Origin of the sequence: Companilactobacillus halodurans (genome assembly GCF_009600995.1) — a bacterium.
Lineage (GTDB): Bacteria > Bacillota > Bacilli > Lactobacillales > Lactobacillaceae > Companilactobacillus > Companilactobacillus halodurans.
In genome coordinates this window covers 30,702-54,968 of record NZ_VDFO01000016.1, presented here as the reverse complement: position 1 = coordinate 54,968, position 24,267 = coordinate 30,702, and the positions used below count along the sequence as shown (strand labels likewise).

The 24,267-nt window shown below is 35.5% G+C and carries 28 protein-coding genes; 21 read left to right on the top strand and 7 right to left on the bottom strand.

Annotated elements, in window-relative coordinates:
• Window positions 1–216: 216 nt before the first annotated feature.
• Window positions 217–858, top strand: coding sequence for an SDR family oxidoreductase (locus FHL05_RS05605; protein ID WP_153384818.1), 642 nt, complete (start codon window positions 217–219; stop codon window positions 856–858).
• Between the two features lie 66 nt (window positions 859–924).
• Here the strand turns inward: FHL05_RS05605 and FHL05_RS05600 are convergent, their stop codons facing one another.
• The 4 genes from FHL05_RS05600 to FHL05_RS05585 form a co-directional block, all read right to left on the bottom strand.
• A complete protein-coding gene (locus FHL05_RS05600) occupies window positions 925–2,670 on the bottom strand; it encodes a 1-deoxy-D-xylulose-5-phosphate synthase (protein ID WP_153384817.1) in 1,746 nt (581 codons plus the stop codon).
• Window positions 2,671–2,795: 125 nt separating this feature from the next.
• Window positions 2,796–3,155 (bottom strand): hypothetical protein, encoded by a 360-nt coding sequence (locus tag FHL05_RS05595; protein WP_153384816.1) that lies wholly within the window; start codon window positions 3,153–3,155, stop codon window positions 2,796–2,798.
• Window positions 3,156–3,300: 145 nt separating this feature from the next.
• Window positions 3,301–3,504, bottom strand: coding sequence for a helix-turn-helix domain-containing protein (locus tag FHL05_RS05590; protein WP_153384815.1), 204 nt, complete (start codon window positions 3,502–3,504; stop codon window positions 3,301–3,303).
• Between the two features lie 8 nt (window positions 3,505–3,512).
• On the bottom strand, window positions 3,513–3,986 hold the full coding sequence (locus FHL05_RS05585) for a DUF2975 domain-containing protein (protein WP_153384814.1): 474 nt from the start codon (window positions 3,984–3,986) through the stop codon (window positions 3,513–3,515).
• 254 nt (window positions 3,987–4,240) lie between these two features.
• Here FHL05_RS05585 and FHL05_RS05580 point away from each other — a divergent pair, with 254 nt between their 5' ends.
• The 5 genes from FHL05_RS05580 to FHL05_RS05560 all read left to right on the top strand — a co-directional run bounded on the left by FHL05_RS05580 (window position 4,241) and on the right by FHL05_RS05560 (window position 9,288).
• On the top strand, window positions 4,241–5,077 hold the full coding sequence (locus FHL05_RS05580) for a PRD domain-containing protein (RefSeq protein ID WP_153384813.1): 837 nt from the start codon (window positions 4,241–4,243) through the stop codon (window positions 5,075–5,077).
• 121 nt (window positions 5,078–5,198) lie between these two features.
• Window positions 5,199–7,214 (top strand): beta-glucoside-specific PTS transporter subunit IIABC, encoded by a 2,016-nt coding sequence (locus tag FHL05_RS05575; RefSeq protein WP_153384812.1) that lies wholly within the window; start codon window positions 5,199–5,201, stop codon window positions 7,212–7,214.
• A 66-nt stretch (window positions 7,215–7,280) separates the two neighbouring features.
• Window positions 7,281–8,723, top strand: coding sequence for a glycoside hydrolase family 1 protein (locus FHL05_RS05570; RefSeq protein ID WP_153384811.1), 1,443 nt, complete (start codon window positions 7,281–7,283; stop codon window positions 8,721–8,723).
• An 80-nt stretch (window positions 8,724–8,803) separates the two neighbouring features.
• The gene (locus FHL05_RS05565) at window positions 8,804–8,995 is read left to right on the top strand and encodes a hypothetical protein (protein WP_153384810.1); all 192 of its coding nucleotides are present in this window, start codon (window positions 8,804–8,806) and stop codon (window positions 8,993–8,995) included.
• A 128-nt stretch (window positions 8,996–9,123) separates the two neighbouring features.
• Window positions 9,124–9,288: a hypothetical protein gene (locus FHL05_RS05560; protein WP_153384809.1), complete on the top strand. Its 165-nt coding sequence runs from the start codon at window positions 9,124–9,126 to the stop codon at window positions 9,286–9,288.
• A gap of 43 nt (window positions 9,289–9,331) precedes the next feature.
• Here FHL05_RS05560 and FHL05_RS05555 read toward each other — a convergent pair whose 3' ends face one another.
• Complete coding sequence (locus FHL05_RS05555; protein WP_153522231.1) at window positions 9,332–11,665, bottom strand: HAD-IC family P-type ATPase; 2,334 nt, start codon at window positions 11,663–11,665, stop codon at window positions 9,332–9,334.
• Between the two features lie 87 nt (window positions 11,666–11,752).
• Here FHL05_RS05555 and FHL05_RS05550 point away from each other — a divergent pair, with 87 nt between their 5' ends.
• The 5 genes from FHL05_RS05550 (at window position 11,753) to FHL05_RS05530 (ending at window position 15,554) form a co-directional block, all read left to right on the top strand.
• Window positions 11,753–12,403, top strand: coding sequence for an HAD hydrolase-like protein (locus FHL05_RS05550; protein WP_153522229.1), 651 nt, complete (start codon window positions 11,753–11,755; stop codon window positions 12,401–12,403).
• A 5-nt stretch (window positions 12,404–12,408) separates the two neighbouring features.
• Window positions 12,409–13,224 carry a hypothetical protein gene (locus FHL05_RS05545; RefSeq protein ID WP_153522227.1) on the top strand — a complete coding sequence of 272 codons (816 nt, stop codon included), beginning with the start codon at window positions 12,409–12,411 and terminating at the stop codon, window positions 13,222–13,224.
• Between the two features lie 11 nt (window positions 13,225–13,235).
• Window positions 13,236–13,595 (top strand): iron-sulfur cluster biosynthesis family protein, encoded by a 360-nt coding sequence (locus FHL05_RS05540; protein ID WP_153384805.1) that lies wholly within the window; start codon window positions 13,236–13,238, stop codon window positions 13,593–13,595.
• A 251-nt stretch (window positions 13,596–13,846) separates the two neighbouring features.
• The gene (locus FHL05_RS05535) at window positions 13,847–15,154 is read left to right on the top strand and encodes a glycosyltransferase family protein (protein ID WP_153522225.1); all 1,308 of its coding nucleotides are present in this window, start codon (window positions 13,847–13,849) and stop codon (window positions 15,152–15,154) included.
• Window positions 15,117–15,554 carry a hypothetical protein gene (locus tag FHL05_RS05530; RefSeq protein WP_153522223.1) on the top strand — a complete coding sequence of 146 codons (438 nt, stop codon included), beginning with the start codon at window positions 15,117–15,119 and terminating at the stop codon, window positions 15,552–15,554. Before FHL05_RS05535 ends, FHL05_RS05530 begins: the two co-directional genes overlap by 38 nt.
• A 59-nt stretch (window positions 15,555–15,613) precedes the next feature.
• On the opposite strand, the gene FHL05_RS05525 is transcribed toward FHL05_RS05530, so the two are convergent.
• On the bottom strand, window positions 15,614–16,999 hold the full coding sequence (locus FHL05_RS05525) for a hemolysin family protein (RefSeq protein ID WP_153384803.1): 1,386 nt from the start codon (window positions 16,997–16,999) through the stop codon (window positions 15,614–15,616).
• Window positions 17,000–17,224: 225 nt separating this feature from the next.
• On the opposite strand from FHL05_RS05525, the gene FHL05_RS05520 reads away from it, so the two are divergent.
• The 10 genes from FHL05_RS05520 to FHL05_RS05475 all read left to right on the top strand — a co-directional run bounded on the left by FHL05_RS05520 (window position 17,225) and on the right by FHL05_RS05475 (window position 23,497).
• Window positions 17,225–17,788: a MerR family transcriptional regulator gene (locus FHL05_RS05520; RefSeq protein WP_153384802.1), complete on the top strand. Its 564-nt coding sequence runs from the start codon at window positions 17,225–17,227 to the stop codon at window positions 17,786–17,788.
• A gap of 122 nt (window positions 17,789–17,910) precedes the next feature.
• Complete coding sequence (gene gnd, locus FHL05_RS05515; RefSeq protein ID WP_153384801.1) at window positions 17,911–18,813, top strand: phosphogluconate dehydrogenase (NAD(+)-dependent, decarboxylating); 903 nt, start codon at window positions 17,911–17,913, stop codon at window positions 18,811–18,813.
• A 56-nt stretch (window positions 18,814–18,869) separates the two neighbouring features.
• Window positions 18,870–19,292 (top strand): fluoride efflux transporter CrcB, encoded by a 423-nt coding sequence (gene crcB / locus FHL05_RS05510; RefSeq protein ID WP_153384800.1) that lies wholly within the window; start codon window positions 18,870–18,872, stop codon window positions 19,290–19,292.
• Entirely contained in the window at window positions 19,289–19,633 is a 345-nt protein-coding gene (locus FHL05_RS05505) for a fluoride efflux transporter FluC (RefSeq protein WP_153384799.1), read from the top strand. Before crcB ends, FHL05_RS05505 begins: the two co-directional genes overlap by 4 nt.
• A 12-nt stretch (window positions 19,634–19,645) precedes the next feature.
• Window positions 19,646–20,068 (top strand): DUF805 domain-containing protein, encoded by a 423-nt coding sequence (locus FHL05_RS05500; RefSeq protein ID WP_153384798.1) that lies wholly within the window; start codon window positions 19,646–19,648, stop codon window positions 20,066–20,068.
• A 76-nt stretch (window positions 20,069–20,144) separates the two neighbouring features.
• Window positions 20,145–20,711, top strand: coding sequence for an SOS response-associated peptidase (locus FHL05_RS05495; RefSeq protein WP_153384797.1), 567 nt, complete (start codon window positions 20,145–20,147; stop codon window positions 20,709–20,711).
• Window positions 20,712–20,721: 10 nt separating this feature from the next.
• Window positions 20,722–21,549 (top strand): putative RNA methyltransferase, encoded by an 828-nt coding sequence (locus tag FHL05_RS05490; RefSeq protein WP_153384796.1) that lies wholly within the window; start codon window positions 20,722–20,724, stop codon window positions 21,547–21,549.
• A gap of 76 nt (window positions 21,550–21,625) precedes the next feature.
• Window positions 21,626–22,129, top strand: a complete 504-nt coding sequence (locus tag FHL05_RS05485) for an SRPBCC family protein (RefSeq protein WP_153384795.1) — start codon at window positions 21,626–21,628, stop codon at window positions 22,127–22,129.
• Window positions 22,130–22,139: 10 nt separating this feature from the next.
• Window positions 22,140–22,973, top strand: coding sequence for an SDR family NAD(P)-dependent oxidoreductase (locus tag FHL05_RS05480; protein ID WP_162000225.1), 834 nt, complete (start codon window positions 22,140–22,142; stop codon window positions 22,971–22,973).
• Window positions 22,974–22,990: 17 nt separating this feature from the next.
• Window positions 22,991–23,497: a MerR family transcriptional regulator gene (locus FHL05_RS05475; RefSeq protein WP_153384794.1), complete on the top strand. Its 507-nt coding sequence runs from the start codon at window positions 22,991–22,993 to the stop codon at window positions 23,495–23,497.
• Between the two features lie 107 nt (window positions 23,498–23,604).
• Here the strand turns inward: FHL05_RS05475 and FHL05_RS05470 are convergent, their stop codons facing one another.
• On the bottom strand, window positions 23,605–24,156 hold the full coding sequence (locus tag FHL05_RS05470) for a TetR/AcrR family transcriptional regulator (RefSeq protein ID WP_153384793.1): 552 nt from the start codon (window positions 24,154–24,156) through the stop codon (window positions 23,605–23,607).
• Window positions 24,157–24,267 lie beyond the last annotated feature (111 nt).

Sequence of the window (24,267 nt, the reverse complement as noted above, 5' to 3'; positions counted from 1 at the left end):
GTTAAACTACAAAACTCCACGGGAACTATTCACTAGTTTCTGTGGAGTTTAGAAATGTACTTTTCTGGTACTGATATATTTCGTATTTATTTTTGGACAAGTGGCTAACTTGTTCTTGTAATTTTCGTAAATATTTTATTACTGAATTGAATACTTAATATTGGAAAAAATAATTATTTGTTGCTAAAGTGATGGTACACGAGGAGGCTTTATACGATGAAAGTACTTATTATAGGTGCCCACGGTAAAGTGGGACGTTTGCTAGTAAATGAATTACAATCAAATAAAATTGATTTTGTGGCTGGATTACGTAGTCAAGATCAAATTAAGACTTATGAAGCTGAAGGTTTTGCAACACAACACATTGATTTAACTGCTTCAAAAGGCGACATCATGCAGTCAATTGCATATTCTGGAGCTGATACAGTTGTCTTTTCTGCCGGAGCTGGTGGAGCAAGCGATGCTCTAACAATTGAAATTGACCTTGATGGAGCGATCAAGACGATGGCCGCTTCACAAGAACTAGGAATCAAACGTTATATTATGGTCAGTGCCATTTATAGTGATGACCCAAGCAAGTGGGAAGCAACAGGAATCAGACCATATTACATTGCTAAACACTATGCTGATAAGTATTTACGTGGGACTGATTTGGACTACACAATCATTCACCCCGGAACTTTAACAGAAGATGAAGCAACGGGTAAAGTTAGGATTCAAAGCAATTATGAAGGTGGAAGTATCGCAAGAGCTGATGTTGCTAAAGTTATTGCAGAAGCACTTGAAACTCCTTCAACTATTAAAAAAGATATCAATATTGTATCTGGTAATGAAGATATCACTGACGCAATTAAATAATCATATTAAAAAAGCTGAAACCCCTTGAATTTTCAAGAGATTTCAGCTTTTTTGTATGCAATGAAATTATAAGTTATCAGTAATTTCTGCAGTAATTTGTTCTGGTGTCAATTTGAATTCGTGCCATAGTTCATCAGTGGTTTCACGGTCATTGAATCGTTTAGCTGCGCCAAAGTTAAGAACTTTCATGTCGGCGTTATTGAAGAAGTGGCTGACTTTTTCACCAAAGCCACCGCTTAGACTAGCTTCTTCCAAAGTAACAACTAATTGATGACTATTTTTGAGTGCTTCAAGAGTTTTTCCATCGAGTTCAGAGATATCACGAGGATCAATCACAGTTGCATCGATATTTTTAAGAGCTAATTTTTGTTGAACAGTTTCTGCTAGTGGCAAAAGACTGCCAACTCCTAAAATAGCTACTTCTTTTCCACGATGTAAAATATTCATCTTGTGAGCATCGAAATCAGTCAACTCAGCTGAATGAACATTATTGCTTGGAACTCTGATTGCAACTGGACCATCATTTTGGTGCAATGCATAATGCATCATGGCTGATAGCTCTTCTTTAGTTGTGGGAGCTAGATAAGTTAATCCGGGGATATTACTCAACATGGCGATGTCAAAAATTCCCTGGTGAGTAGGGTCGCCGGCTGTGATACTGCCACCTTGGACCATGATAGTTACAGGTAACTTGTTGATACCGAGGTCATGTGACAATTGGTCATAAGCTCTTTGCAAGAAAGTTCCTGATTGAAAGGCAATGGGGCGCAATCCTTGTTGGGCTTGTCCAGCAGCAAAGGTAATAGCTTCTTGTTCAGCGATACCAACATCAAAGTAGCGATCAGGATGCTTCTTACCAAAGCGTTTCAAATCATAACTTCCGGGGATGGCGGCAGTGATGGCTGTAATTGGAGTTTGATAGTCTTTGATTTCTTTTTCGAGTTGTTCATGGATTACGTCGTTGTATGTCTCGCCAGTTGTGGGGTGAAGCGTCTTGCCGGTTTCAAGGTCGAAAGGAACATGCCAGTGAAAGGCTTCTTTGTGGTCCATTGCTGGTTGATAGCCGAGTCCCTTTTGTGTGTGGACATGCAAAACGATTGGATGGTCGATATCTTTAACTTCTTTAAAAGCATCGAGCATCGTTTGAATATCATTACCATTTTCAACGTAACGATAATCTAGACCCATTGCTTTAAAGAGATTATTCTTACTTTGACCGTTAGATTCACGGAGCTCTTTTAATCCTGCATAAATTCCGCCATGATCTTCAGCAATCGCCATTTCATTATCGTTAACTAAGATAATCAAATTTGATTTTAAGGTAGCGGCAATGTTCAAGCCCTCAAGAGCAAGGCCACCTGATAATGAGCCGTCACCAATGACAGCCATGACATTGCCAGATTTATTTTGGAGGTCTCGAGCAGAAGCCATTCCAGTTGCTAAAGCAATTGAAGTTGAAGTGTGACCGATATTGAAATAGTCATGAGGACTTTCTTTAGGGTCGGTAAAACCACTGACGTCATCATAATGTTTGGGGTCTAACCAAGCTTGTTTACGACCGGTCAAAATTTTATGTGGGTAAGATTGGTGGGATACATCCCAAACAACTTTGTCGATTGGGGAATTAAAGATTGTGTGAAAAGCAATCGTTAGTTCAACGACGCCCAAGTTTGGACCAACATGTCCACCAGTTTGGCTGACTTTGTTGAGCAAAAGATAACGTATTTCTGATGCTAATTGTGTTAATTGCTTTACATCAAGCTTTTTTAAATCTTTTGGTTGATTAATGGTATTTAAAATTGGTGTTTCCATAGATTATGACTCACTTTCTGTTTACGGTTAATTAAAGTATCTTAATCCATGAAGTTAACTTTAGGTCAAGCATTTTCGCTTTAAAAATAAAAAACCTCTCCTGAGCGTTATCTCAGAAAAGGTTTCTAGGCTAATGAGTTCTTAGCAACATATTGATGTTCATTAGTTAAGTTAGGTAAAATTTTGTTTTTTAATTGATTGTTTTCAAAAATTACTTGATCATAATTATTTTTCTTTAAGTATTTTTTAGCATGTTTAGTAAAATAGTTGAATGTAAAAATATCTCGTTTGGTTGATTTCTTGAAGAATTTCTTGATGAATGAATTAAGCAATGAATCGGCTAATTTGATGCGTTTGGGTACCGTAATTGCTTTGGTACTAGTAGTGTACCAAATTTTTTGAGTACCTAAAGTAAGAATAACTTCAGGATTTGTAACATAAGGAATTTTATTAATATCTAGAGCAATTAAAATTGTTTTAGTCATTGTCTAGGCTCCTTTCTCATTCATTAAAAGAATCTTAGCATAATAAAAATCATTCTTTTTAAAGAATGATTGATGATTTTGTGAAGAATTCAAAAGAAAGCTTGATAAAGCACTTAATTAGGCTTAGACAATCCGTCAAGCTACGTTATAACGGTACATATTCCAAAATATCACCAGGCTGACATTTTAAAACTTGGCAGATTTTTTCTAAAGTTGAAAAACGAATTGCCTTAGCCTTGCCAGTTTTTAAAATTGAGATGTTAGCTTGCGTGATACCGACTTCTTTTGCTAGTTCAGTGACAGTCATATTTCTTTTTAAAAGCATTAAATCTAAATTTATTTTTATCATAAAAACACCTAAATTGTTAATTCGTTTTCTTGCTTGAACTTGCTTGAATTGATCAATATCTTTTCCATTGCTGAAATAAAAGCAGCAATTGCTAGAGGAATAAAGGCAATTGCAAGTGTAATGACAATTAATCCCGGAGCATCCCCTAAATCAGCTGAATGATAAACAAAGGGCATGATTCCCATAATGGCTAAGAACAAAAGCGTAAATAAATAGCGAACGTTTTTAACAAAGCGTAAAGCCTTAGGACTGAAGAAGTCATGAATATCAATCAAATGAAAAATTCGATATAAATAGTGACTGATAAATAAAATAATCAAGCAAGCAATATATAAGAAAACACTCGTCATAATTTGTAATTTGAAAAGAGAGTGTGTTTGAAATGAATTGATTAATCCCATCATTAACATAAAAGCAAATAAAAGTGTAAAGCCATCAATTATTAATGTAACTAATTTCAAAAGAGTAGTTTTGATTTGCATGTTTTGAATCTCCTAATAGTTATTAAAATAATTGTAGCTCTCTATTTATTGATAAACAATATATTTTTATCGTTTATCAATAAATAATTAAAAAACTAAAAATAAACTTTAAAAAAATATTTGACAGCGCTTACAGAAGAAGCTAGTATAAAAAGCGTAAACGAAGCGTGTTACTGATTCGATCAGGCATAAACCTACTATAATACACTGTATAAGTGTGTACTTAGTAGGTATTTTTTTGGAGGGGTCGATTTTTGAAATTTGAAAAAAATTATAATAATAATGCAGCCCTTGTGATCGATGACCGTGACGTTGAGTGGATAGTTATAGGTAAGGGCATTGGATTTGGAAAAAAAACAGGCGATTTGGTGGACGCATCAAAGATAACCCAACGATTCAAATCAGAAGATACTCATGATATTGATACATTAGAAGATTATGATGAGGAGATAATCAACGTGACAGCAGATGTCGTTAAAGATGTTGAATTATTTCTCAAGTTAAAATTCAATGATTATCAATTTCTTATTTTAGCTGACCATCTTAATTTTGCTCGGACACGAGCTAAGGAACACATTGAGTTTACGGATCGGGCAGTCAATTGGGAAGTAAAGAAATTATATCCCAAAGAATACCAGGCTTCAGTGAGAGCTTTAAAAATCATTAATAAGGATTTAGAATTGAATATTCCTAAGGATGAGCTGACATTTTTAACATACCACTTTGTAAATTTGGAAAATGAGAAGGAAAGTCTTCAAGACACAATTCAAATTTCTAAAATGATGTCAGATATAATTAATATTATTCAATTAAGTTATCATTGTACTTTGGATGATGAGTCATTCAGTTATAGTCGCTTGGTTTCACATTTGAGGAATTTCTTGATTCGGAAAATAAAATCAAAAAAATCAACGGACGAACAATTGGATCCAAGTTTGTTGAAATTGATAATTTCCAAATACCCTCAAGAAAATTTGACCGTTCAAAAGATTTGTACATTTTTAAGAAATACTAAAGGTTGGGCACTAACGCAAAATGATCGAGTTTATCTAATCTTGCACGTTTGGCGTGTGACCCATCGCAGCAATTGATTTTTATAAAAGCGTGTTACTGTTAGGCAGGCATCAGCTCAAGAAATCACATTGTTAGTTTAACTATTCAACTAATGGTGTGTTGTCTTGGGCTTTTTTGTTTGCCAAAAGGAGGGAAATTATGATTAAGGACTACGATGGTTTAGCAAAGAAAATTGTTAAACTCGTTGGTGGCAGTGGCAATGTTAACAGTGTCGTCCACTGTGCTACAAGATTACGTTTTAGATTAAAAGATGATAAAAAAGCTAATACAGAAGAACTAAAAGATACTGACGGCGTCGTCACAGTTGTTCAAAGTGCTGGTCAATATCAAGTTGTTATTGGTAATGAAGTCGCCGATGTTTACGACCATGTTTTAAAAGTTGGTAATTTAGCTGGGGGTGGAACCGTTCCCGATGATGACGGCGAAGATGAAAAGCATATGAGTTTATTAGATAAACTTATTGATTTGATTTCTAGTATCTTCGCTCCAACTTTAGGTATCTTAGCTGCTACCGGTATGATTAAAGGACTAGCTACGATTCTTTTGTCAGCTGGACTAGTTACAGAGAAGTCAGGTACATATGTAGTTCTATATGCTATTGGTGATTCATTCTTCTACTTCTTGCCGGTTGTTTTAGGTTCTTCAGCCGCAAAGAAGTTCCACTTGGATGGATTTATCGGAATGACAATTGGTGCTTCTTTGGTTTATCCAACAATTGTCGCTTTAAATCCAACAGCAGTTACTGGGAAACCATTGTATACGTTGTTTTCAGGTACCATGTTATCTTCACCAATTCACCTAACATTCTTGAAGATTCCGGTAATTATGATGAATTACACTTCATCAGTTATTCCTATTATCGTAGCTGTTTGGGTAGCTTCTAAAGTCGAAAAGTACTTGAAGAAGATTATTCCAACAGTTGTTAAAACTTTCTTGGTACCATTCTTTACTTTGCTGATTGTTGTTCCATTGACACTATTGATTATTGGTCCTATTGCTTCCTGGATCAGTGATGCCTTAGCTGCTGGTGCTACAGGACTTTACAATTTAACACCAGTTGTAACAGGAATTGTACTTGGTGGTTTATGGCAAGTTCTTGTTATCTTTGGTTTGCACTGGGGAATTGTTCCACTACAAATGTTGAATTTACAATCTATTCATTATGATCCAATTCTAGCCATGATTATTGGTGCTTCATTTGCACAAATCGGTGCTGTTTTGGCTGTTATTATGAAAGTTAAGAGTAAGAAAGTTAAGGGTCTTGGTTGGTCCGCTTTCTTGTCAGGTATTTTTGGAATCACAGAACCAGCTATTTATGGTATTACTTTGCCACGTAAAAAAGTCTTTGCAATGAGTTGTATTGGTGCCGCAATTGGTGGTGCCTTCCTCGGATTATTTGCTACTAAATATTATATGACTGGTGGTCTAGGAGTCTTCGTTTTGCCTAGTTTGATTAGTCCTAAAGGTATCGATATGGGATTTTATGGAGCTTTGATTTCTATGCTTATCTCATTTGTTTCCGGTTGGGGACTTTCAATGCTATTTGGTTTCAGTAAAGAAGATTTAAAGAATGAAAATTCTAAAGTAAAAACAGTTAATAAAACAAATACTAATTCAGAACCACAATTAGCAACAGCTATGGCTGATTCAAATGTAGCCACAACAACAGCTGCTCCAGAAACAGTTGAAAAAGAAGCAGTTACACCAGAAACAATCGTCAGTCCAATCAAAGGTTCGCTTGAACCATTAAGTGAAGTTAAGGATGAAGTGTTTGCTTCCAAAGCATTGGGTAAAGGTATTGCTATCTTGCCTGATGAAGGGAAAGTTTATTCACCAGTTGATGGTAAAGTCAGCGTTGTATTTCCAACGAAACATGCCATTGGACTCAACTCTAAAGATGGCGCTGAACTATTGATTCACATTGGAATGGATACGGTTCAACTTGAAGGTAAAGGCTTTACTAGTCATGTTGAACAAGATCAAGAAGTTAAAAAAGGTCAGCTTTTGATGGAATTCGATGTTGATGAAATTACTAATAAAGGTTATGACGTAACGACGCCAATAATTGTTACAAATAGTAAGAATTATAACGATGTTAAAGTCTTAACTGATGGTCGAGTCGATCATGGAGATAAAATTATTGATTTGCAATGATTGATGGTCCGATTTATCAGAAAGCGTTACCATGTAAATATAGTCAAAAAAGAAGGAGTAATGAAAATGACAGAATTTCCAAAGAACTTTTTATGGGGTGGAGCTACTGCCGCCAATCAATACGAAGGTGCCTGGAATGTTGATGGCAAGGGTGTCAGCACGGCCGACCTTTTGTTAGGTGGTACTTATGATAAAGCACGTGTCTTCACAAAAGACATTAAGCCCAATGCTTATTATCCATCTCACGAAGGTAGTGATTTTTACCACCACTATAAGGAAGATATCAAGTTGCTTGCTGGCATGGGATATAAGACATATCGGATGTCAGTTGCTTGGACGAGAATTTTCCCTAATGGCGATGATGAACAACCTAATCAAAAAGGTTTGGATTTTTATCGCAATGTTTTTGAGGAATGCCACAAGTATGGCATTGAACCTCTAGTTACAATTTCTCACTACGAAATGCCTTACCACTTGACTGAAGCTTATGGTGGCTGGGACAGTCGTAAAGTTATCGACTTCTATGTAAAATACGCAAAGACTTTATTTACAGAATATAAAGGATTAGTAAAGTACTGGTTAACATTTAATGAAATCAATATCGGAATGTTGTTTGGCGGCTATATGTCACTTGGACTTCCTATTAAAGACGGTGGCGCCCCATTCAACGGTGAAATGACTGATGAAGATATTCAAAATAATCTTCAAGGACTTCACCACCAATTCGTTGCTAGTGCTTTAGCAGTTAAAATTGGTCATAAGATTAGTTCTGACAATATGATTGGTTGCATGATTGCTGGTAACGTCAACTATCCATTAACATCTAATCCAGATGATGTCTTGAAAGCTCAATTAGCTAATGAAATCAATAATTACTATTGTGGAGACGTTCAAGTTCGTGGAGCTTACCCACATTTTGCTCAACGTTTCTGGGATGAACACAATGTTAAATTGAATATCACGGCCGAAGATGCTGAAGTATTAAAGGAAGGAACTGTTGATTACTATACCTTCAGTTACTATTCATCAAATACTTTAACAACTGATAAGAGTAAAGGCGAATCTGCTGGTAACTTCTCAACTGGTGTTAAGAATCCTTACCTCAAGTACAGCGAATGGGGCTGGAGCATGGATCCTAAGGGACTTCGTTGGTATCTAAATGATGTTTATGGTCGTTATGGAATTCCTATCATGGTCGTTGAAAATGGACTTGGTGCTCGTGATAAAGTCGAAGCCGATGGTTCGATCAATGATGATTATCGTATCGACTATCTCAAAGGTCATATCGAACAAATGAAAGAAGCCATCAAAGATGGCGTTGATTTGATCGGTTATACTCCTTGGGGTTGTATCGACTTAGTTTCTGCTGGTACTGGTCAAATGGCTAAACGTTACGGCTTCGTTTATGTAAATCGTGACGATGACCAAAAGGGCGACTTCAGTCGGACACCTAAGAAGAGTTATTACTGGTATAAGAAAGTCATCGAATCAAATGGAGACGAATTGTAAAATTTTAGGATGTCTTGATTGCGTGATTTAACAAAATCTTTCATAATGTAGTAAAATCTCATGGCGAAGAGGTAATAATTATGAAAGATAAAGTACCGTGGCTAACTTTGGGAATATCTATTTGTAGCTTAGTTGTAATAGCAATTATCTTGCTTTTCTTAAATCAACCTAATGCCATTTTGACGCTGTTTGCGGTCGTTATTCTCTCAGTTGTCTACTTATGTGGTATGGAAAAAAATCACAATACATTTATGAGACATCGTAAACGTTAAAAAAGTAATCATATATATGCAAAGAGTGATATCATTTGGGAATTTAATTGATATCACTCTTTTTTCTACACATTTTAGATGTTAGTATTTGTTTGATTAGATGGATTGAAGTAGTTGGAGGTATTTGGATGAAACAGCTGATTAAATTGATTCTTGCTGCAGTTGTTGCTGCTGGAATTGTCGCCGTCGTTGCGGCTTTTCCAATTGGGGCGGTTTTGAAAAGTATTATTTATGCGATTGTCCTAATTATTTTTATTTATGTTATTTCATTAATTATGAAAGTTAGTCGTTAAAAAAAGCCGTTCCCCACGTAATTTGTGGAAAATGGCTTTTGTCTTACTTCCAATTGATTTTTGAAAAGACCCGCCGACCTAGAACCTCACGCATGAACATGAAGAGCGGCCAAGCAATTAAGAAGATGGCAATGTATAGATAAGTGTAGTTTAAATTGAGAATGCTCTGTAAACCAAAGGCTTTTTCACTAAAAATGAAAGTGACGATAAACAAAGTAAAGGAAATTCCAATCATAATCTTCTTGCGATTGTAGAGCGGATTGCTGATGGAAATTAAAGCATAATAACCGATGATCCCAATCGTGAAGACCGAAAGCGTCGAAGTTGTCTCATAAGAAAAGTTAAAGTGATTGCCTAGAATTGAAATAGCTACGATAAATAAAATATTGCAGATTGCTGCTGGTAGAGCAATTTCCATGACATTTCTCATAAAACGACCAGCTGGTGGCGTATAGTTTGGCTCTAAAGCTAGTAAGAAGGTTGGAATTCCAACTGTCAAAGCGTTGATAGGCGTTAATTGAGAAGGCTGGAAAGGATAGCCGGTTCCTAATATTATGAAGAGAATTGAAAGAACAACTGAATAAATCGTTTTAATTAAGAACAAAGAAGCAACTCTTTCAACATTATTGATAACTCGACGTCCTTCATTGAGCATGAAGATCATTGAATCAAAATTGCGATTCAATAAGACGAAATCAGCTGAAGCCTCTGCAGCATCACTTTCACCAGCAATTGCCACGCTACAATCAGATTGACGCATTGCTAAGACATCGTTGACTCCATCGCCAGTCATACCCACAGTCAGACCATTATCTTGCATGGCTTGAATCAAAGTAGCTTTTTGGCTGGGACGAACTCGACCAAAAATTTTATATTTTTTAACTAAATCACGATAGTCGACTTCATCGCCAAGCTGGTTCATGTCGATATAGTCATGTCCTGAGGCGATACCAGCCTGTTTGGCGACGTTTGCGACTGTTACTGGATTATCACCCGAGATGATTTTTAAATCGATTCCTTGGTTCTTGAGGTACTCAAAAGTCGAGGGAGCATTTTCTCTGACTTCATCGGAAATCAGCAACATCCCTAAAATCTCTTGTTGAGGTTTTTCTTTTAAGATGGCGATAATTCTAAACCCCTTTTGGGCAGCTTTTTCTAATGTTTCTTTAGTTTCGTTTGTTGGTTCTTTAATAATGAATTCGGGAGCACCCATTAAATAACGGACACCATTTGTATCAACGAATCCTGAATACTTTGTTTCTGAAGAAAAAGGAATGACTTCCTTGATTTCTTTTTCAAGTGGTTTTGATTTTAAGGCCAAGACTGCTTGAGCAGTGGCATTAGTTTCTTTTGTTACATCAACGATTTTTTGGGCGATGGCTAAAACTTTTTCTTTGGATGTTTGGTAAGTCAGAATTTTTTTAACAGTCAACTTGCCGGTGGTAATGGTTCCGGTCTTATCTAAGCAAAGCGTATCGACTCGAGCTAAGGTTTCAATGGCATTCAAAGAACGAACGAGGATTTGACGCTTTGATAAATTGTAAGCACCAGTTGCTAAAGCCACGGCGGTCAATAAGACCAACCCTTCGGGAATCATCCCAATAACTGAAGCGGAAGTTCCTAGAATTGATTTTGCGATATTGCCGTTTTTTAGATAGGAACGGAAAAACAACATTAGTCCGATAGGGATGATAGTGTATGTTAAAATCTTAATAATATTATTGATGATTTTCATCAAGACACTGACAGAACGCTTTTCTTTACCAACGGCCGATGATAGTTTAGAAACAAAACTTTCATGGCCTACTTGAGTTAGTTGAATTTTAGCTTGTCCAGCAATGGCAAAACTACCTGAGAATACTTCGTCATCTTTAGTTTTACTAATAGTGTCAGCTTCACCAGTGATGCTTGATTCATTAGTTTGGAGACCATTTGAATAACGTACTATTCCATCAGCGGGAATAGTATCGCCACGTTTTATCAAAACGATGTCGTCTTCTACTAAGTCAGAGATATCAACATTTTTCACTTGGCTATCTCGCGTGACATCAAAATTTGCCGAAGAAACCAGACTAATTTTATCAACGGTGATTTTGGCACGAATTTCTTGATAACTTCCGATAATAATATTGGCAATCACTGGTCCTAAGAAGAACAGGTTACGATATGAGCCTGTCCAAAAGATGAGGATTGCAATTACTAAGTTTAAAAGATTGAATAGTGTGAATAAATTATCAGCCAAAATTCTTGGTATTGGCCGGGATAACTTTTTAACTTGAACGTTTATAAGGCCCTTTTGTACCTGAGAATTAACTTGCTTTTGAGTCAATCCTGAATCGAGATCAGTATATTTTTCAGGTCGTTTGATTTTTACCATACTCTACCTGCGACTGTTAGTTATTTTCTATTGAATGCTATATACTCTTTACATAACTTAAATTTAACATAAAAGGATGAATTTAATTTGAACAATTTATTTTTTGATTTAGATGGAACTATCATTAACTCCGAAATTGGTATCATGAAGAGTTTAAAGTATATGTACAAGCATACTTTGGGATACGTTCCACACGATGATGCCACATTGCACTCTTATATTGGACCAACGATTGGTGCATCTCTCCAAAAGTACGACCATGTGGCGGCAGATGATCCTTTTATTACACAAAGTATAAATGCTTTTAGAGAATATTATCAAGAAGAAGGCTGGGAAGAGTACAGCGTTTTTGATATGATGGAGTCCTTAAAGGCAGCTGATAAAGAAATCTTTATTGCGACTTCTAAACCAGAGATTTTTGCAAAGAAAATCATTGATCAATTAGATATGAAAAAATATGTTAGACATGTGTTTGGCGCTGCTGAAGATGAATCAGTCCGTTCTTTAAAAGAAGACGTAATTTCTTACGGAATCGATAAAACTTCAGTTGAGTTGAACACTAATAATCTTGTTATGGTTGGGGATCGTAGCAGTGATATTGTGGGGGCACATAAGAATAATTTGAAAGCCATTGGCGTAACTTATGGCTTTGGAGATTTTGCGGAATTAAAGTCGGCAAAATCAGAATGGATCGTTAATAAACCACAAGAAATTGCTAAACTAGCTATGGAGAAGTAATAATTATGAGTAAGTCATTGTCGTATAACAGACACGGTTTTACCTTGATTTTGTTGTCGATATGTTTAATGGTAATCGTGTTTTTGGGCATTACGCTTTCGACAGTTTTGAATAGCAATTATGTAAAAAAAGTCGTTAGCAGTGAAACAAATGTTACTTTAATCAAAAATTATACAAATCAACGATTGGGCAGATTGGTAAACAGTTATTCAATTTCGAGTAACCTTTCTTCAGTCGATTTGACGAATCAAGATGTAAAAAAGATTATCAATACTTCTGTGAATGAAGTTTACAATGATGATCCCAAATTAACGATTGGCAGTACTATTTTGGCTACTATCAGCAGCAAAATGAAAAACGAGGCTAGTCGTTACGGACTGGATATCGATAGTGAAATTGACACAGTTATTAATAGCAACGAAAGCATTATGAACCAAATCGTCGATAATGATTTAGGACCGATTGAACAGGTAATTGTTAAGATTCAGACAATCAAACGTTTGATAAAAATGGGCATCATCGTCGCTGGAGCAATCTTTGTTCTCTTGGCGATTCGTTTACGAGTCAAAGTTAGATCGAATATGTTATTTATGCATCATATTGGAACTGTCGGCATTTGCACGTCAATTCTGTTATTTTTGTTGCTTGGCTGCACGTATTATCCATTGCAAGATTTAATTGTGAGCAATATAGATTACAATGCTAGGGATGTATTATACAATGTCCTTAATGGAATTTTCCTCAGTTATGTTTCCATTATATTTATGGTCTTTATCGTAAGTATTTTGGATTGGGGAAGTACCATGAAATATAAATATTGAGGTGCATATCTATGGAAATAAAAGTGAGTGAACAAGCAAAGGACAAGTTACAAAAGTATGTTGATGCAGGAAAGAAACTTCTTTTGGACCTTGATGATGGGTTCGGTCGTTTTTCCAATGAGGGTGACTGTGCCTTGATAACAAAGTTCCGTGTTATTGCTGTTGACAGTAATGAAGATCTTTCTGACTATTCAGTTCAATTGGATAGCAGCTTGGGCAAAATCTATTTCAAAGATAGTGCCAAAGATTTTCTTGATGATGGCTTAACTCTAAAAGTTGATCCTAAAACACAATTGTTGGTCTTTTCTAATGCTAAGGAATTAATCGACAAGAGCGTTAACATCATCGACTATGACCAAGTGAAAGCTTAATTAGTAAAAAAATTGTAATAAATAAGATGTCTCTTAATCGTCAATAAATTGATGGTTAAGGGGCATCTTTTTTTGATTAAGGAAATTTTTCTCGATTTATCATTGATTATTCTAGAGTATATATTTATATGATATTAATTATTGAAATCAGTGCAATCTTCTTAAAAAAGTTAAATTTATAGAGTATTCTGTTTCTGTGAATAGGCGGTGCAGCATGTGCTGTTACAAACATTTCATGGAAAGGTTATATTATGGAATTAAGTATTTTTAAAAATAGAAAAAGTAAAAAACTTGCGATAATAATTTTCACTATCGTGCTTTTTTTGGTGGTCAGCTTCTTAGCAATCTATCAGACACAATTTTATGATGGTAAAATTTGGGCTTACCTTGGAACTAGTGATGATCGTTTCCACATGATGCGAATCGAAGGATTGTATCATTCCATTCAACGTCATCAGTTTTTTCCTATCGTTAATATGACGTTTATGAAAGGCTTTGGTTATATCGTCAATGTCTTTTATTCTGATTTTCTGCTCTATCCAGCGGCATTTTTACGCTTGTTGGGATTAACTAGTGCCCAAACTTTGATGGTTTATTATGTTTTATTGAATTTTTTGACATTTGGTGTATCGTTTCTTTGTTTTTACAAGATTCAAAAGAAATATTGGAACAGTTTAGTTTTTAGTTTCGTTTACACTTTGTCTGCTTATCGTTTGCATGATTTAGCATTTCGGCACGATATAGGTGAATTGGGAGCTTTCGTCTTCTTGCCAATCGCTGTGTTAGGTATTTATGAAATTTTTTATGGGGATAATAAAAAATGGCTCTATTTGACGGCAGGGATGACGACAATTATTTATTCTCACGCTATTTCGCCAATTTTAGTTGCTATCTTAATTGTGATAGTTGCTTGTTGTCAGATTCCAGAATTAAAAGTTCATCCTAGACGCTTGTTGTCGCTCTTATGGGCAACGTTATGCTCAATGCTTTTAAGTGCTTCATATTTTTTGCCGATGATTGAACAATTGCTTCATACGCATTTCATGTTGACGCAGTCAAAGGTTGCTTTGCCAGCGGGAGCTCTATCAATGTCAAATGCAATTACTTGGAGTCTGAATGGCGACATTGGGCAACCAAATATTGGTATCGTCTTATTGTTGGCCGCTTTGGTAGTTTTAGTTTCGACAACCAAAATCAAAAATAAGGCAGTTAAGCATTTTTCAATTATCGGTGCTGTCATGTTTTTATGCAGTACCAAGATCTTTCCTTGGATTATCGTTAATTACACGCCTTTAAAAGTGATTCAATATCCTTGGCGTTTAGATATGCTTATTTCAATTCTTTTGGCAATCTTTATTGCTGCTGATCCTTTAGGGATTTTTAAAGGCAAATTTGCTAAAGGAATCCTAGTTTGTGCGGTATTTATGATTACAGTTGCCTCTGGGTATAATTTGGTCAATGGTAATTCGACACAATTAGTCTCACAGGCAAAATACAACCAAATGGAGCCTTTTAGCATTGGTGCTGGAAAGAGGAGAATACTTACCAACTGGAACTAACGTCAGTGAACTCGAAAAGACGGCTCATAAACCACAAAGTCAGTCTGGAAAAGTTAAAATTACTAACTTTAAACAATATGGCACACGCTTGAGCTTCGACTTCAAGAACGCTAAAAATGCCAAAGTCGATTTGCCAATCATCGGCTATTATGGATTCCAATCTACCCAGTCCAAGGGAAACGTGTCGGACTTAAAGATGGATAATAAGAATAATAATTTGGCCCAAGTGACAGTCAATGGAAAAGGTAAAGTGGTAGTTGACTACTTTGAAACTGTCACGCAACGGATTAGTCGCAGAATTTCATTCTTAGCTTTGCTAATAATTGCAGCTACGCTCTTTATCAAGAAATTAAATCTTGTCGACTTCAGTAAAATCGAAGGATTAAAGAAAAGTAAGTAAATCAAAAAAGGCGAATCAAAACACAATTTATGTGTCTTGATTCGCCTTTTGTAATTGAGTTAGTCTTTTAAATCATCTACATCAGTTAGTGATGCGAGATTATCTTGTTTAGTAATTGAAACTTTATCAACTGTAACTTTGAACCAGTTAACGAAACCGTGGTCGAATTCGGCAACTTCAAAGTGGAAGTTGTTCATATCGAATTTTGATCCCTTTTGTAGGTTAGGGTATTTCTCGATTAGATAGCCACCGACAGTAATAATATCGGACTTTTGAAACTCGGTGATGTCGATTTTGAAGTAACGTTCGAAATCATATAAGGTAGTTTTACCAGAGACGTTGTATGAGCCGTCATCGTTTTTAACGATATATTCATCAGAAACATCATCGATTTCATCTTTAACTGTTCCGAACAATTCTTCATAGATATCTTTATCAGTGACGATACCACTAGTACCACCATATTCATCGACAACTACGACGATTGGCGTTTGCTTCTTAATCATTTTTGAAAGGATGTCTTGAATAGGCATTGTCTCAGGAACAGTGTTGACAGATCTTAGAACGCGGCTGATGCCAATGTCTCCATCAACTTGGTTTTGACGAACAATATCATAAGCGTAAACATAGCCGAGAATTTTATCTTTATCATTTTCAGCTACGACAGGGAATCTTGAAAATCCTTGTTGCAAGTAATCTTTGATAACATCTTTGACTTTGTCAGTGATGTCGACGACGTAAAGACTTGTTCGATCAACCATGATGTCTTTAGCAGTTTTATCATTTAATTCAAAGGCTCGTTGCATGAAGATAACATCATCAGGCTCCATATCGCCACCCTTGATAGATGATTTAGAAAGTCGAAGGATTTCTGATTGTGAGAAAACCTCATTTTCTGAATCAGCTGGTTTCATTCCCAGCAATCTCACAATTCCAGAAGCAGAAACATTTAGTAACCAAACGAATGGATAAACGGCCACGTGGAAGAATCGTAGTGGCGAAACAACTAGCATAAGCATCTTCATCGGCATATCGATAGAAATGTTCTTTGGAACGATTTCTGTCAAAACAACTTCTAAATATGTTAGTAACAAAACACCAACGATTGAACTGATGGCATGCAGGCCACCGCTATTAGCTGCAATATGAGCAAATCCCATAACTTCAACTAGTAGATATTCAATTGTACTTTCACCGATCCAACCTAAAATGATACCAGCGATACTAGTACCAACTTGTGTTGTCGATAAGTACTCGTTAAGGTTATTGACCATCATTAGAGCACGTTTTAGTTTTTTTGTATTACCGGTTCCCTTTTGAATTGCATCTTCGAGTTGACTGGGTCTTGTTTGCACCAAGGCAAATTCGGCTGCAACAAAGAAGAAAGCAAAGATAAAGGTTATCAGTATGATAATAAAGTTTGTTGTGATTGAAGAACTTGACAATATATTATTTCCCCTTTTTTTCTTGTAAGACGAATTATACACCAATGGAAAAACAGCTGTATTATGAAAAAGTAAATAATTTATTTTTACACCTTTAGTATATCTAACTTAACGGTTAAAATATAGCTAGGACAGTTTTAATTTGGGGCGCTACGATTTTGTAGTTGAACTTCACAATTATTATTTTTATAATGAAGAGAATGAAACAACCATGGGGGAATCCTTTTGAGTAAAGTAAAAACGAACAATTTATTAACTCCTGCACAAGCTGCTAAAGATTTAGGAATCAGTGTAGCCACGTTACGCAAGTACTCTTTGATAGTCGAAAGAACTACTGAGAATAGCAAATATTTCGAACGCAACAGTCAAAATAATCGCCTATATACTCAAAAAAACATTGAAGACTTCAAAGAAATGGTCAAATTAAGTCATGGACCTAAAATGACTTTGGAAACATCTGCCGCCCAGATTTATCCAGTTGCGGATGTAAAGAAACCTACTGAAACAAATTCTGACGAAAAAAAACTTGAAGAATTGCAAACAGCGGTCGCCAAATTAGAATCAGAAAATAAGAAGCGTGAATTGACAATTAAGGAGCTCCAACAAGAATTAACTGATGCTCAAAAGTCAAAAGAACAATTGCAAGTTGAATTAGATACCCTAAAGCAACAAGCTAAAGAAAAAGTTGAAAATACTGATTCTTCTAAAAATGAAACTATCAAAGAACGTATCAATGAAAAAGTCAGTGATGATAAAAAGGGTCACTGGTGGAATAGATTTATGGGCTAGTCAGCCAATTAACCTTATGATATCAACCTTTCAAGCAATCGGGTCGTACCAAAATGTTCATTTTGGGGCGGCTTTTTTATGTATAATTAATCCTTGGTGATAACAACTTAGGAGGATTAATTTTGAAATTAGCAATGATTGGACTCGGCAAGATGGGAATCAACTTGACCGAGAATTTGATTCGTAATGGTAATAAGGTCGTAGCATTTGATTTAAGCGATGGAGCTAGAAATGATGCTTCAACTTTGGGGGCAAGCGTTAAAGACAATTTGTCAGATGCAATTAAGACTTTAGATGCTCCACGAATCGTTTGGGTAATGCTACCCGCTGGAGAAGCTACTAATTCAACAATTGACACATTAAGCGAGATGCTTGATCCAGATGATATCGTCATTGACGGTGGGAATTCATATTATCAAGATTCATTGCGACACAATGAAATTCTCAAAGCTCAAAAAATCAAGTTCTTTGATGTAGGAACTTCTGGAGGAATGAGTGGAGCTAATCGTGATGGCAATTTCATGATTGGTGGCGACGATGAAAAAACTTTTGAATATATCGAACCTATTTTCAAAGGAATTGCTCAAACTGATGGATACTTGTATACTGGAAGAGCTGGTAGCGGCCACTATCTCAAGATGGTCCATAATGGTATCGAATATGGAATGATGCAAGCTATTGCTGAAGGTTTCGATGTTTTAGAGCATAGTCAATTTGATTATGACAATGAAGCTGTTGCAAAAGTTTGGGAACATGGATCAGTTATCCGGGGCTGGTTAATGGAGTTAACTCAATCAGCATTTTCAAAAGATCCTAAGTTGGACGAAATTAAGGGTGTGATGCACTCTTCAGGCGAGGGCAAATGGACTTTAGAAGAAGCTCTCAAATTACAAGTTCCTACACCAGTTATTGCAGCATCATTGATGATGCGTTATCGATCTCTTGAAGATGATACATTCACAGGTAAAGTTGTTGCAGCTTTACGAAATGAATTTGGTGGCCACGACGTTGAAAGCAAAAAATAAATGATGAAAACTTGTCTATGACAAGTTTTTTTTATCCAGAAAGGAATCAATGAAGGATGAGAAAACGAGGAGAAGTATTCCTACTTCTATTCATTGGTGCATTTATTGGAAGCGACTTGCGCTACCTTGAGAGTCTTATTTTTAAAACAAGCAATGGTTTTCCTTTGGGGACTCTAGTTGCTAATTTGAGTGGGGCTCTTATTTTGCCATTTTTGATCCATTATTTGCAGGATAGATATAATTTATCGACCAGAGTTATTTTGACTCTCAGTACTGGAGTTTTGGGTTCTTATACAACATTTTCAACTTTTACTGCGGATACATATCGCTTGTATAACGCTGGTCAGTGGTGGCTTTTAATAATTTATTTGACCATTACGATTGTTGGGGGCTTTTTGTTGGCTCTTTTAGGAAATTATTGGGCAGCCACCCAAGCTTTTTATGATTATGCTAAAAGGAAACGAGGTAGACACAGATGACTAATTTTTTGTTAGTTGGCTTTGGGGCTACCGTAGGGGCCTTTTTGCGCAATGAATTAACATTGCAGCAGTCGAGAATCAAACTAGATTTTCCAATCGTAACGTTATTGATCAATATCTTTGGAGCCATCTTTTTAGGAATCTTGACTGCACAAATCCATAATGGTGCGATATTATTACTACTAGGTACTGGTTTTTGTGGTGGTTTTACTACTTACGGAACTTTTAATATGGAACTAAGTCAATTATGGTTTCAACATCGATTAGGTCGATGCTTTTTATATTTTATTTTGACTTATATCTTTGGTATCTTAGGATTTGTAGTCGGTATTCACATTTAGGAGAAATTTGATATGCAAATGAAAGAACGAATTTGGAATGAGAGTTTTCATCCCGGAATCTTTTCATCAACAAAGCTTTACTTCAAAGATTTATTTGTTGGTGCAAAAAGAATGAGTCGTAAAGATTTTTGGTGGGGATTGTTAGGAATGACAATCTTTGCTTATGTTTTAGTGGCATTATTAGCCTTTGGCATTACCAAAATGCCAATCGACGATTATTACTGGAGTACTCTTTTAGGAGTGGCTCTAGCAATGGTTTTGGCATATTACTGGATATCGGTATTTACAGCTATGTTAAGAAGATTGCATGATCGAAAACTCCATGGTTGGTGGATTCTTTTAGGAGTTGTTCCAATTGTTGGAGAAATTGCAATTATCGTTTTACTTTGTTTGCCACAACGTGACTTAGGCAATAGTTGGCCTAAGCAAATATAGATTAAAATTAAATCCTGACTGATTCGTAGTGATCGGTTGGGATTTTATTATTAATTATTTTCATGGAGGAAAAATCATGTGCGGTCGTTATTTATTTCAACCAGATAAGAATCCTGAAATTAAACGAATCTATCAATTGGCAGTTGATAATGGCTTTCAACCCAAAACAGGTGAAATTTTTCCCACTGACCAGACGGCTTTGATTGTTGCAGGAAAAAGGCAGGTTCAAGTCGTTACGATGAAATGGGGCTTTCCGGGGTTCAAACCAGGTCAATCGATTATCAATGCTCGATTTGAAACAGCTTCACAAAAACAAATGTTTGCCGATTCTTTTCAAAAAAGGCGCTGCGTTTATCCAACGACAGGTTTTTTTGAATGGAATAAACAGAAACAAAAGTATAAATTTAATTTTAGTAATGACCCCCAAACCCTCTTTATTGGTGGCTGCTATAATTATTTTGATGATGTTCCACAAAGCGTTTTATTTACCACTGAGCCTAATGAGTCGATGATTCAAATTCACGACCGTATGCCTTTGATATTAGCTAAAAATCAAATTAATGCATGGATTTATGATGATAAATTTGCTAACAGCTTTATGGATCAGACCATGCCAAAATTAATCTCGCAAGAAGAAAAATAGGTGCTCTAATATGAATAGTAAGATTCAAAAATTTAGCAACAGCGATAAATTTTTTCAATGTCCAGTATGTGGAAAAAAGTTAGAATTGAAAAATAATAGCCTCTATTGTGAGAACAATCATTGTTTTGATATCTCTAAAAAAGGTTTCGTCGATTTTGTATTGAATAATCATCAATCAAAAAATTATGATTTGGCATCCTTTGAAAATCGCCATTTAATTCTGGAACACGGGATGTACGACCATATTGCCGATAAGTTAGTGACTTTGATCGACAATTTAAAATTACGTACAATTTTGGATGTCGGCTGTGGCGAAGGTTATTATTCGAAAAAAATTGCTCAATTACCTGATAAAGATGTGCTAGCCTTTGATATTTCTAAAGACTCAATTCAATTGGCCGCAAAAGGACCCGATAGTTTTGTTAAATGGTTCGTGGGCGATTTAGCTCATTTGCCAATTCAAAATCAATCGATCGCTGGCATTATCGATATATTTTCACCAGCTAACTATGGGGAATTCAATCGAATTTTACAAAAAGACGGCTATGTCTTAAAAGTCATTCCTAATGAATATCACGTCCAAGAATTGCGAGAACAAGCTAAAGACCAATTGCAACAAGCCAACTATTCCAATGAAAAAGTTTTGAATTATTTTGAAGAACATTATCAATTAGTTGATAAAATCGATGCGACAAAAACTTATCCGGTTAATAATGAAGAAAAAAATGCGTTTATCAAAATGACGCCATTATTATTTAATGTGGATAACAGACTAATTGATTGGGAATCTGTGGACAAAATCACTGTTGGCTCTACAATTTTAGTGGGTCAAAAATAATTTCAAAAAATGCTTGTCCTAGAGCCGACTCCAGGATATACCATATGATTATTCTTTAACGAATGGAGATAATGATATGAAATCAATTAACTGGTCGACAAGATTTTTACCAGGCAAAACTGATAACTTTGTTTCTAACGAAGTTATTGCTGACAAGATTGAAATAAACGATGTTTGGAACAATTTGTTTGATACATCTAAATGGGAGACTTATTATAATAATGCTACTAACATTAAATTAGATGACCAAACTGATTCAAAATTGCATTTTGGAGAGCACTTTCGATTTGATACCTTTGGTTTCCCAATTGATGCCCAAGTAATGGAACTAGTTGCCCCAGATGATGGCAAAACAGCTCGATTGTCATGGCATGGTTGGCAAAATGGCGATGCTAAGACTCAATTTGACGTCTACCATGCTTTTTTGATTGAAAAGTTGGCTGATGGAAGAATCAGACTCTTGACTCAAGAATCTCAAATTGGTGAACCAGCCAAAGATTTGGCAAAGCAAAGTCCAAATCCAATGTTGAATGGTCATCAAAATTGGTTAGATGGCTTAGTGAAAGCTTCAAGAAAGTAGGTAATTATCAGTGAGTAAAACATGGTTTATAACAGGAACATCAAGTGGTTTTGGAAAAGAATTGGCTAAAATAGTTGCACAACAGGATGATATTAATTTGGTTGCTAGTGCAAGAAAAATGCCAGATTTAGATTATTTAGATGAATATGATGAAAGCAAAATATTAAAAGTTATTTTAGATGTTACAGATAAAACAGCTATTAATAAGGCTGTTGACCAAATTAAAGATAAGTTTGGTCAAATCGATGTTTTAGTTAATAATGCTGGTTTAGGTTACTTTTCAACCATTGAAGAAAGCGATATGGATGAAGTTAAATACATGTTCGATGTCAATGTCTTTGGGTTAGCTAACGTGACTAAAGCAGTTTTGCCAATCATGCGTGCTCAGAAATCAGGTGTGATCGTTAACTTATCATCAGCACTTGCATTAACGACTATTCCAACAACTGGCTTTTACAGTGCTACTAAGTATGCCGTTGAAGGTTATGCTGATACTTTGCGCCAAGAAGTTAAAGACTTAGGCATTCAAGTCATGAACGTTGAACCAAGTGGTGCCAGAACTAATTGGTCTGGTAGATCTTCTGAAAAGACTGCAACTAAGATTAAGGATTATCAACAATTCAGCGATTCAATTACATCAGTGTCTGATTCAGTTACAGATGCACCTGGAGATCCAAAGTTGATTGCTAAAGTTATCTTTGACCAAGTCAGTCAAAATGAAGTTGTTCCTAAGCACTTGCCATTAGGTGAATTTGCCTATGAAGGTGGCTTGAGCAATTTATCGGGTATCATTGATGAGATGAAGAGTCGTAAGGATATTTCATTATCTACTGATGATAAATAATCATTTAGGAGATAGTAATGAGTTATAGTATTGGACAAGTTTCAAAAAAATTAGGCGTTACAATCGATACGATTCGTTATTACGATAAATCTGGGATTCTGCCATTTGTTAAACGAAATGATATTGGTCGGCGTGAATTTACTGATAATGACATTCATTTGATGAGAACAATTATTTGTTTAAAAAATGCTGGCGTTTCGGTGGCAGATATTTCTAAGTTTATTGATTTACGGTTATTAGGCGATAGTACTTTAGAGACTCGCTATCAATTATTGAAAGACCATGAAGTTGATTTGCAACGTCAAATTAATGATTTGGAAGATACGATGAGTTATTTGAAGTTCAAAGAATGGTATTACAAAACGGCAGTTGATGCTGGTACTGAGGAAATCCATTTTGTTCCTGGGACTAATGAGGTTGATCCAAAACTTGATCGATCTTACGCAGCTGAATTAAAGAAGCAAAATAAACTTGAAGCCTTAGATCGTTTTGAAAATGTGAAAGATTATCGTAATCGCCAATAAAACGGCGTTATGAAAAAAGAAAAGCTCTCTTAGTTGGAATAATCCAATTAAGAGAGCTTTTCTTGCCTAAAAAGTTTAATAACGATAATAATTTAGAATCAAAAGAACTATTGTGCATATCTTTGTAAAGCTTTTTGAAAATCACCTTGAACTAAAACACCGATTTGATCAACGATTTCTCTGGGATCGGCATTCATGTCATTTCTTATCCATTCATAAATGACAGCGATGAAGGATAGAGTATAAAAATGAGCAATAAAATCTTTGTATTTTTGTTTAACAACTAAGTTTTCTGCTAAATTTTCGACAATTTGAATAATATGATTGTAAATGACTTTATAAATATATTTCCCCATTAAATCACGATAAATAGATTTATAAACATTTTCCACAATAATTTGATTATCTCTTAATTTAATCATAATGTCGTAAAAAGCATCTTGCCAGTGTTCATAATCAGATGAACGTTGAAGAATTCTTTTTGCATTAGAACAGGCACTGTATTCAACAAGTTCGTAAATATCTGAAAAATAATTGTAAAAAGTCTGACGTGTTAAATCGCATTCTGAAACGATATCTTTTACTGTTACTTTGTCAATTTGCTTTTGTAATAAAACCTTGTTTAACGAATCAATAAGTACCTGTTTAGTTTTATGCATACGGTCATTTTCCCCCAAAATGTCATAAGTGAATATAATTATATAATTTTTTGTGTAAAAGCACAGATAAAATTTTCAAAGACAAACTCGAACACATGTTTTACAATGTTA

Bases quoted from the DNA above. Each gene is read 5' to 3' on its own strand.
- FHL05_RS05570 (WP_153384811.1), top strand. From the start codon at position 7,281: ATGACAGAATTTCCAAAGAACTTTTTATGGGGTGGAGCTACTGCCGCC.
- FHL05_RS05600 (WP_153384817.1), bottom strand. From the start codon at position 2,670: ATGGAAACACCAATTTTAAATACCATTAATCAACCAAAAGATTTAAAA.
- FHL05_RS05490 (WP_153384796.1), top strand. From the start codon at position 20,722: ATGAATAGTAAGATTCAAAAATTTAGCAACAGCGATAAATTTTTTCAA.
- FHL05_RS05485 (WP_153384795.1), top strand. From the start codon at position 21,626: ATGAAATCAATTAACTGGTCGACAAGATTTTTACCAGGCAAAACTGAT.
- FHL05_RS05470 (WP_153384793.1), bottom strand. From the start codon at position 24,156: ATGCATAAAACTAAACAGGTACTTATTGATTCGTTAAACAAGGTTTTA.
- FHL05_RS05540 (WP_153384805.1), top strand. From the start codon at position 13,236: ATGGAAATAAAAGTGAGTGAACAAGCAAAGGACAAGTTACAAAAGTAT.
- FHL05_RS05585 (WP_153384814.1), bottom strand. From the start codon at position 3,986: ATGCAAATCAAAACTACTCTTTTGAAATTAGTTACATTAATAATTGAT.
- FHL05_RS05535 (WP_153522225.1), top strand. From the start codon at position 13,847: ATGGAATTAAGTATTTTTAAAAATAGAAAAAGTAAAAAACTTGCGATA.
- crcB (WP_153384800.1), top strand. From the start codon at position 18,870: ATGAGAAAACGAGGAGAAGTATTCCTACTTCTATTCATTGGTGCATTT.
- FHL05_RS05495 (WP_153384797.1), top strand. From the start codon at position 20,145: ATGTGCGGTCGTTATTTATTTCAACCAGATAAGAATCCTGAAATTAAA.
- FHL05_RS05560 (WP_153384809.1), top strand. From the start codon at position 9,124: ATGAAACAGCTGATTAAATTGATTCTTGCTGCAGTTGTTGCTGCTGGA.
- FHL05_RS05575 (WP_153384812.1), top strand. From the start codon at position 5,199: ATGATTAAGGACTACGATGGTTTAGCAAAGAAAATTGTTAAACTCGTT.
- FHL05_RS05545 (WP_153522227.1), top strand. From the start codon at position 12,409: ATGAGTAAGTCATTGTCGTATAACAGACACGGTTTTACCTTGATTTTG.
- FHL05_RS05565 (WP_153384810.1), top strand. From the start codon at position 8,804: ATGAAAGATAAAGTACCGTGGCTAACTTTGGGAATATCTATTTGTAGC.
- FHL05_RS05475 (WP_153384794.1), top strand. From the start codon at position 22,991: ATGAGTTATAGTATTGGACAAGTTTCAAAAAAATTAGGCGTTACAATC.
- FHL05_RS05595 (WP_153384816.1), bottom strand. From the start codon at position 3,155: ATGACTAAAACAATTTTAATTGCTCTAGATATTAATAAAATTCCTTAT.
- FHL05_RS05590 (WP_153384815.1), bottom strand. From the start codon at position 3,504: ATGATAAAAATAAATTTAGATTTAATGCTTTTAAAAAGAAATATGACT.
- FHL05_RS05555 (WP_153522231.1), bottom strand. From the start codon at position 11,665: ATGGTAAAAATCAAACGACCTGAAAAATATACTGATCTCGATTCAGGA.
- FHL05_RS05500 (WP_153384798.1), top strand. From the start codon at position 19,646: ATGCAAATGAAAGAACGAATTTGGAATGAGAGTTTTCATCCCGGAATC.
- FHL05_RS05605 (WP_153384818.1), top strand. From the start codon at position 217: ATGAAAGTACTTATTATAGGTGCCCACGGTAAAGTGGGACGTTTGCTA.
- FHL05_RS05505 (WP_153384799.1), top strand. From the start codon at position 19,289: ATGACTAATTTTTTGTTAGTTGGCTTTGGGGCTACCGTAGGGGCCTTT.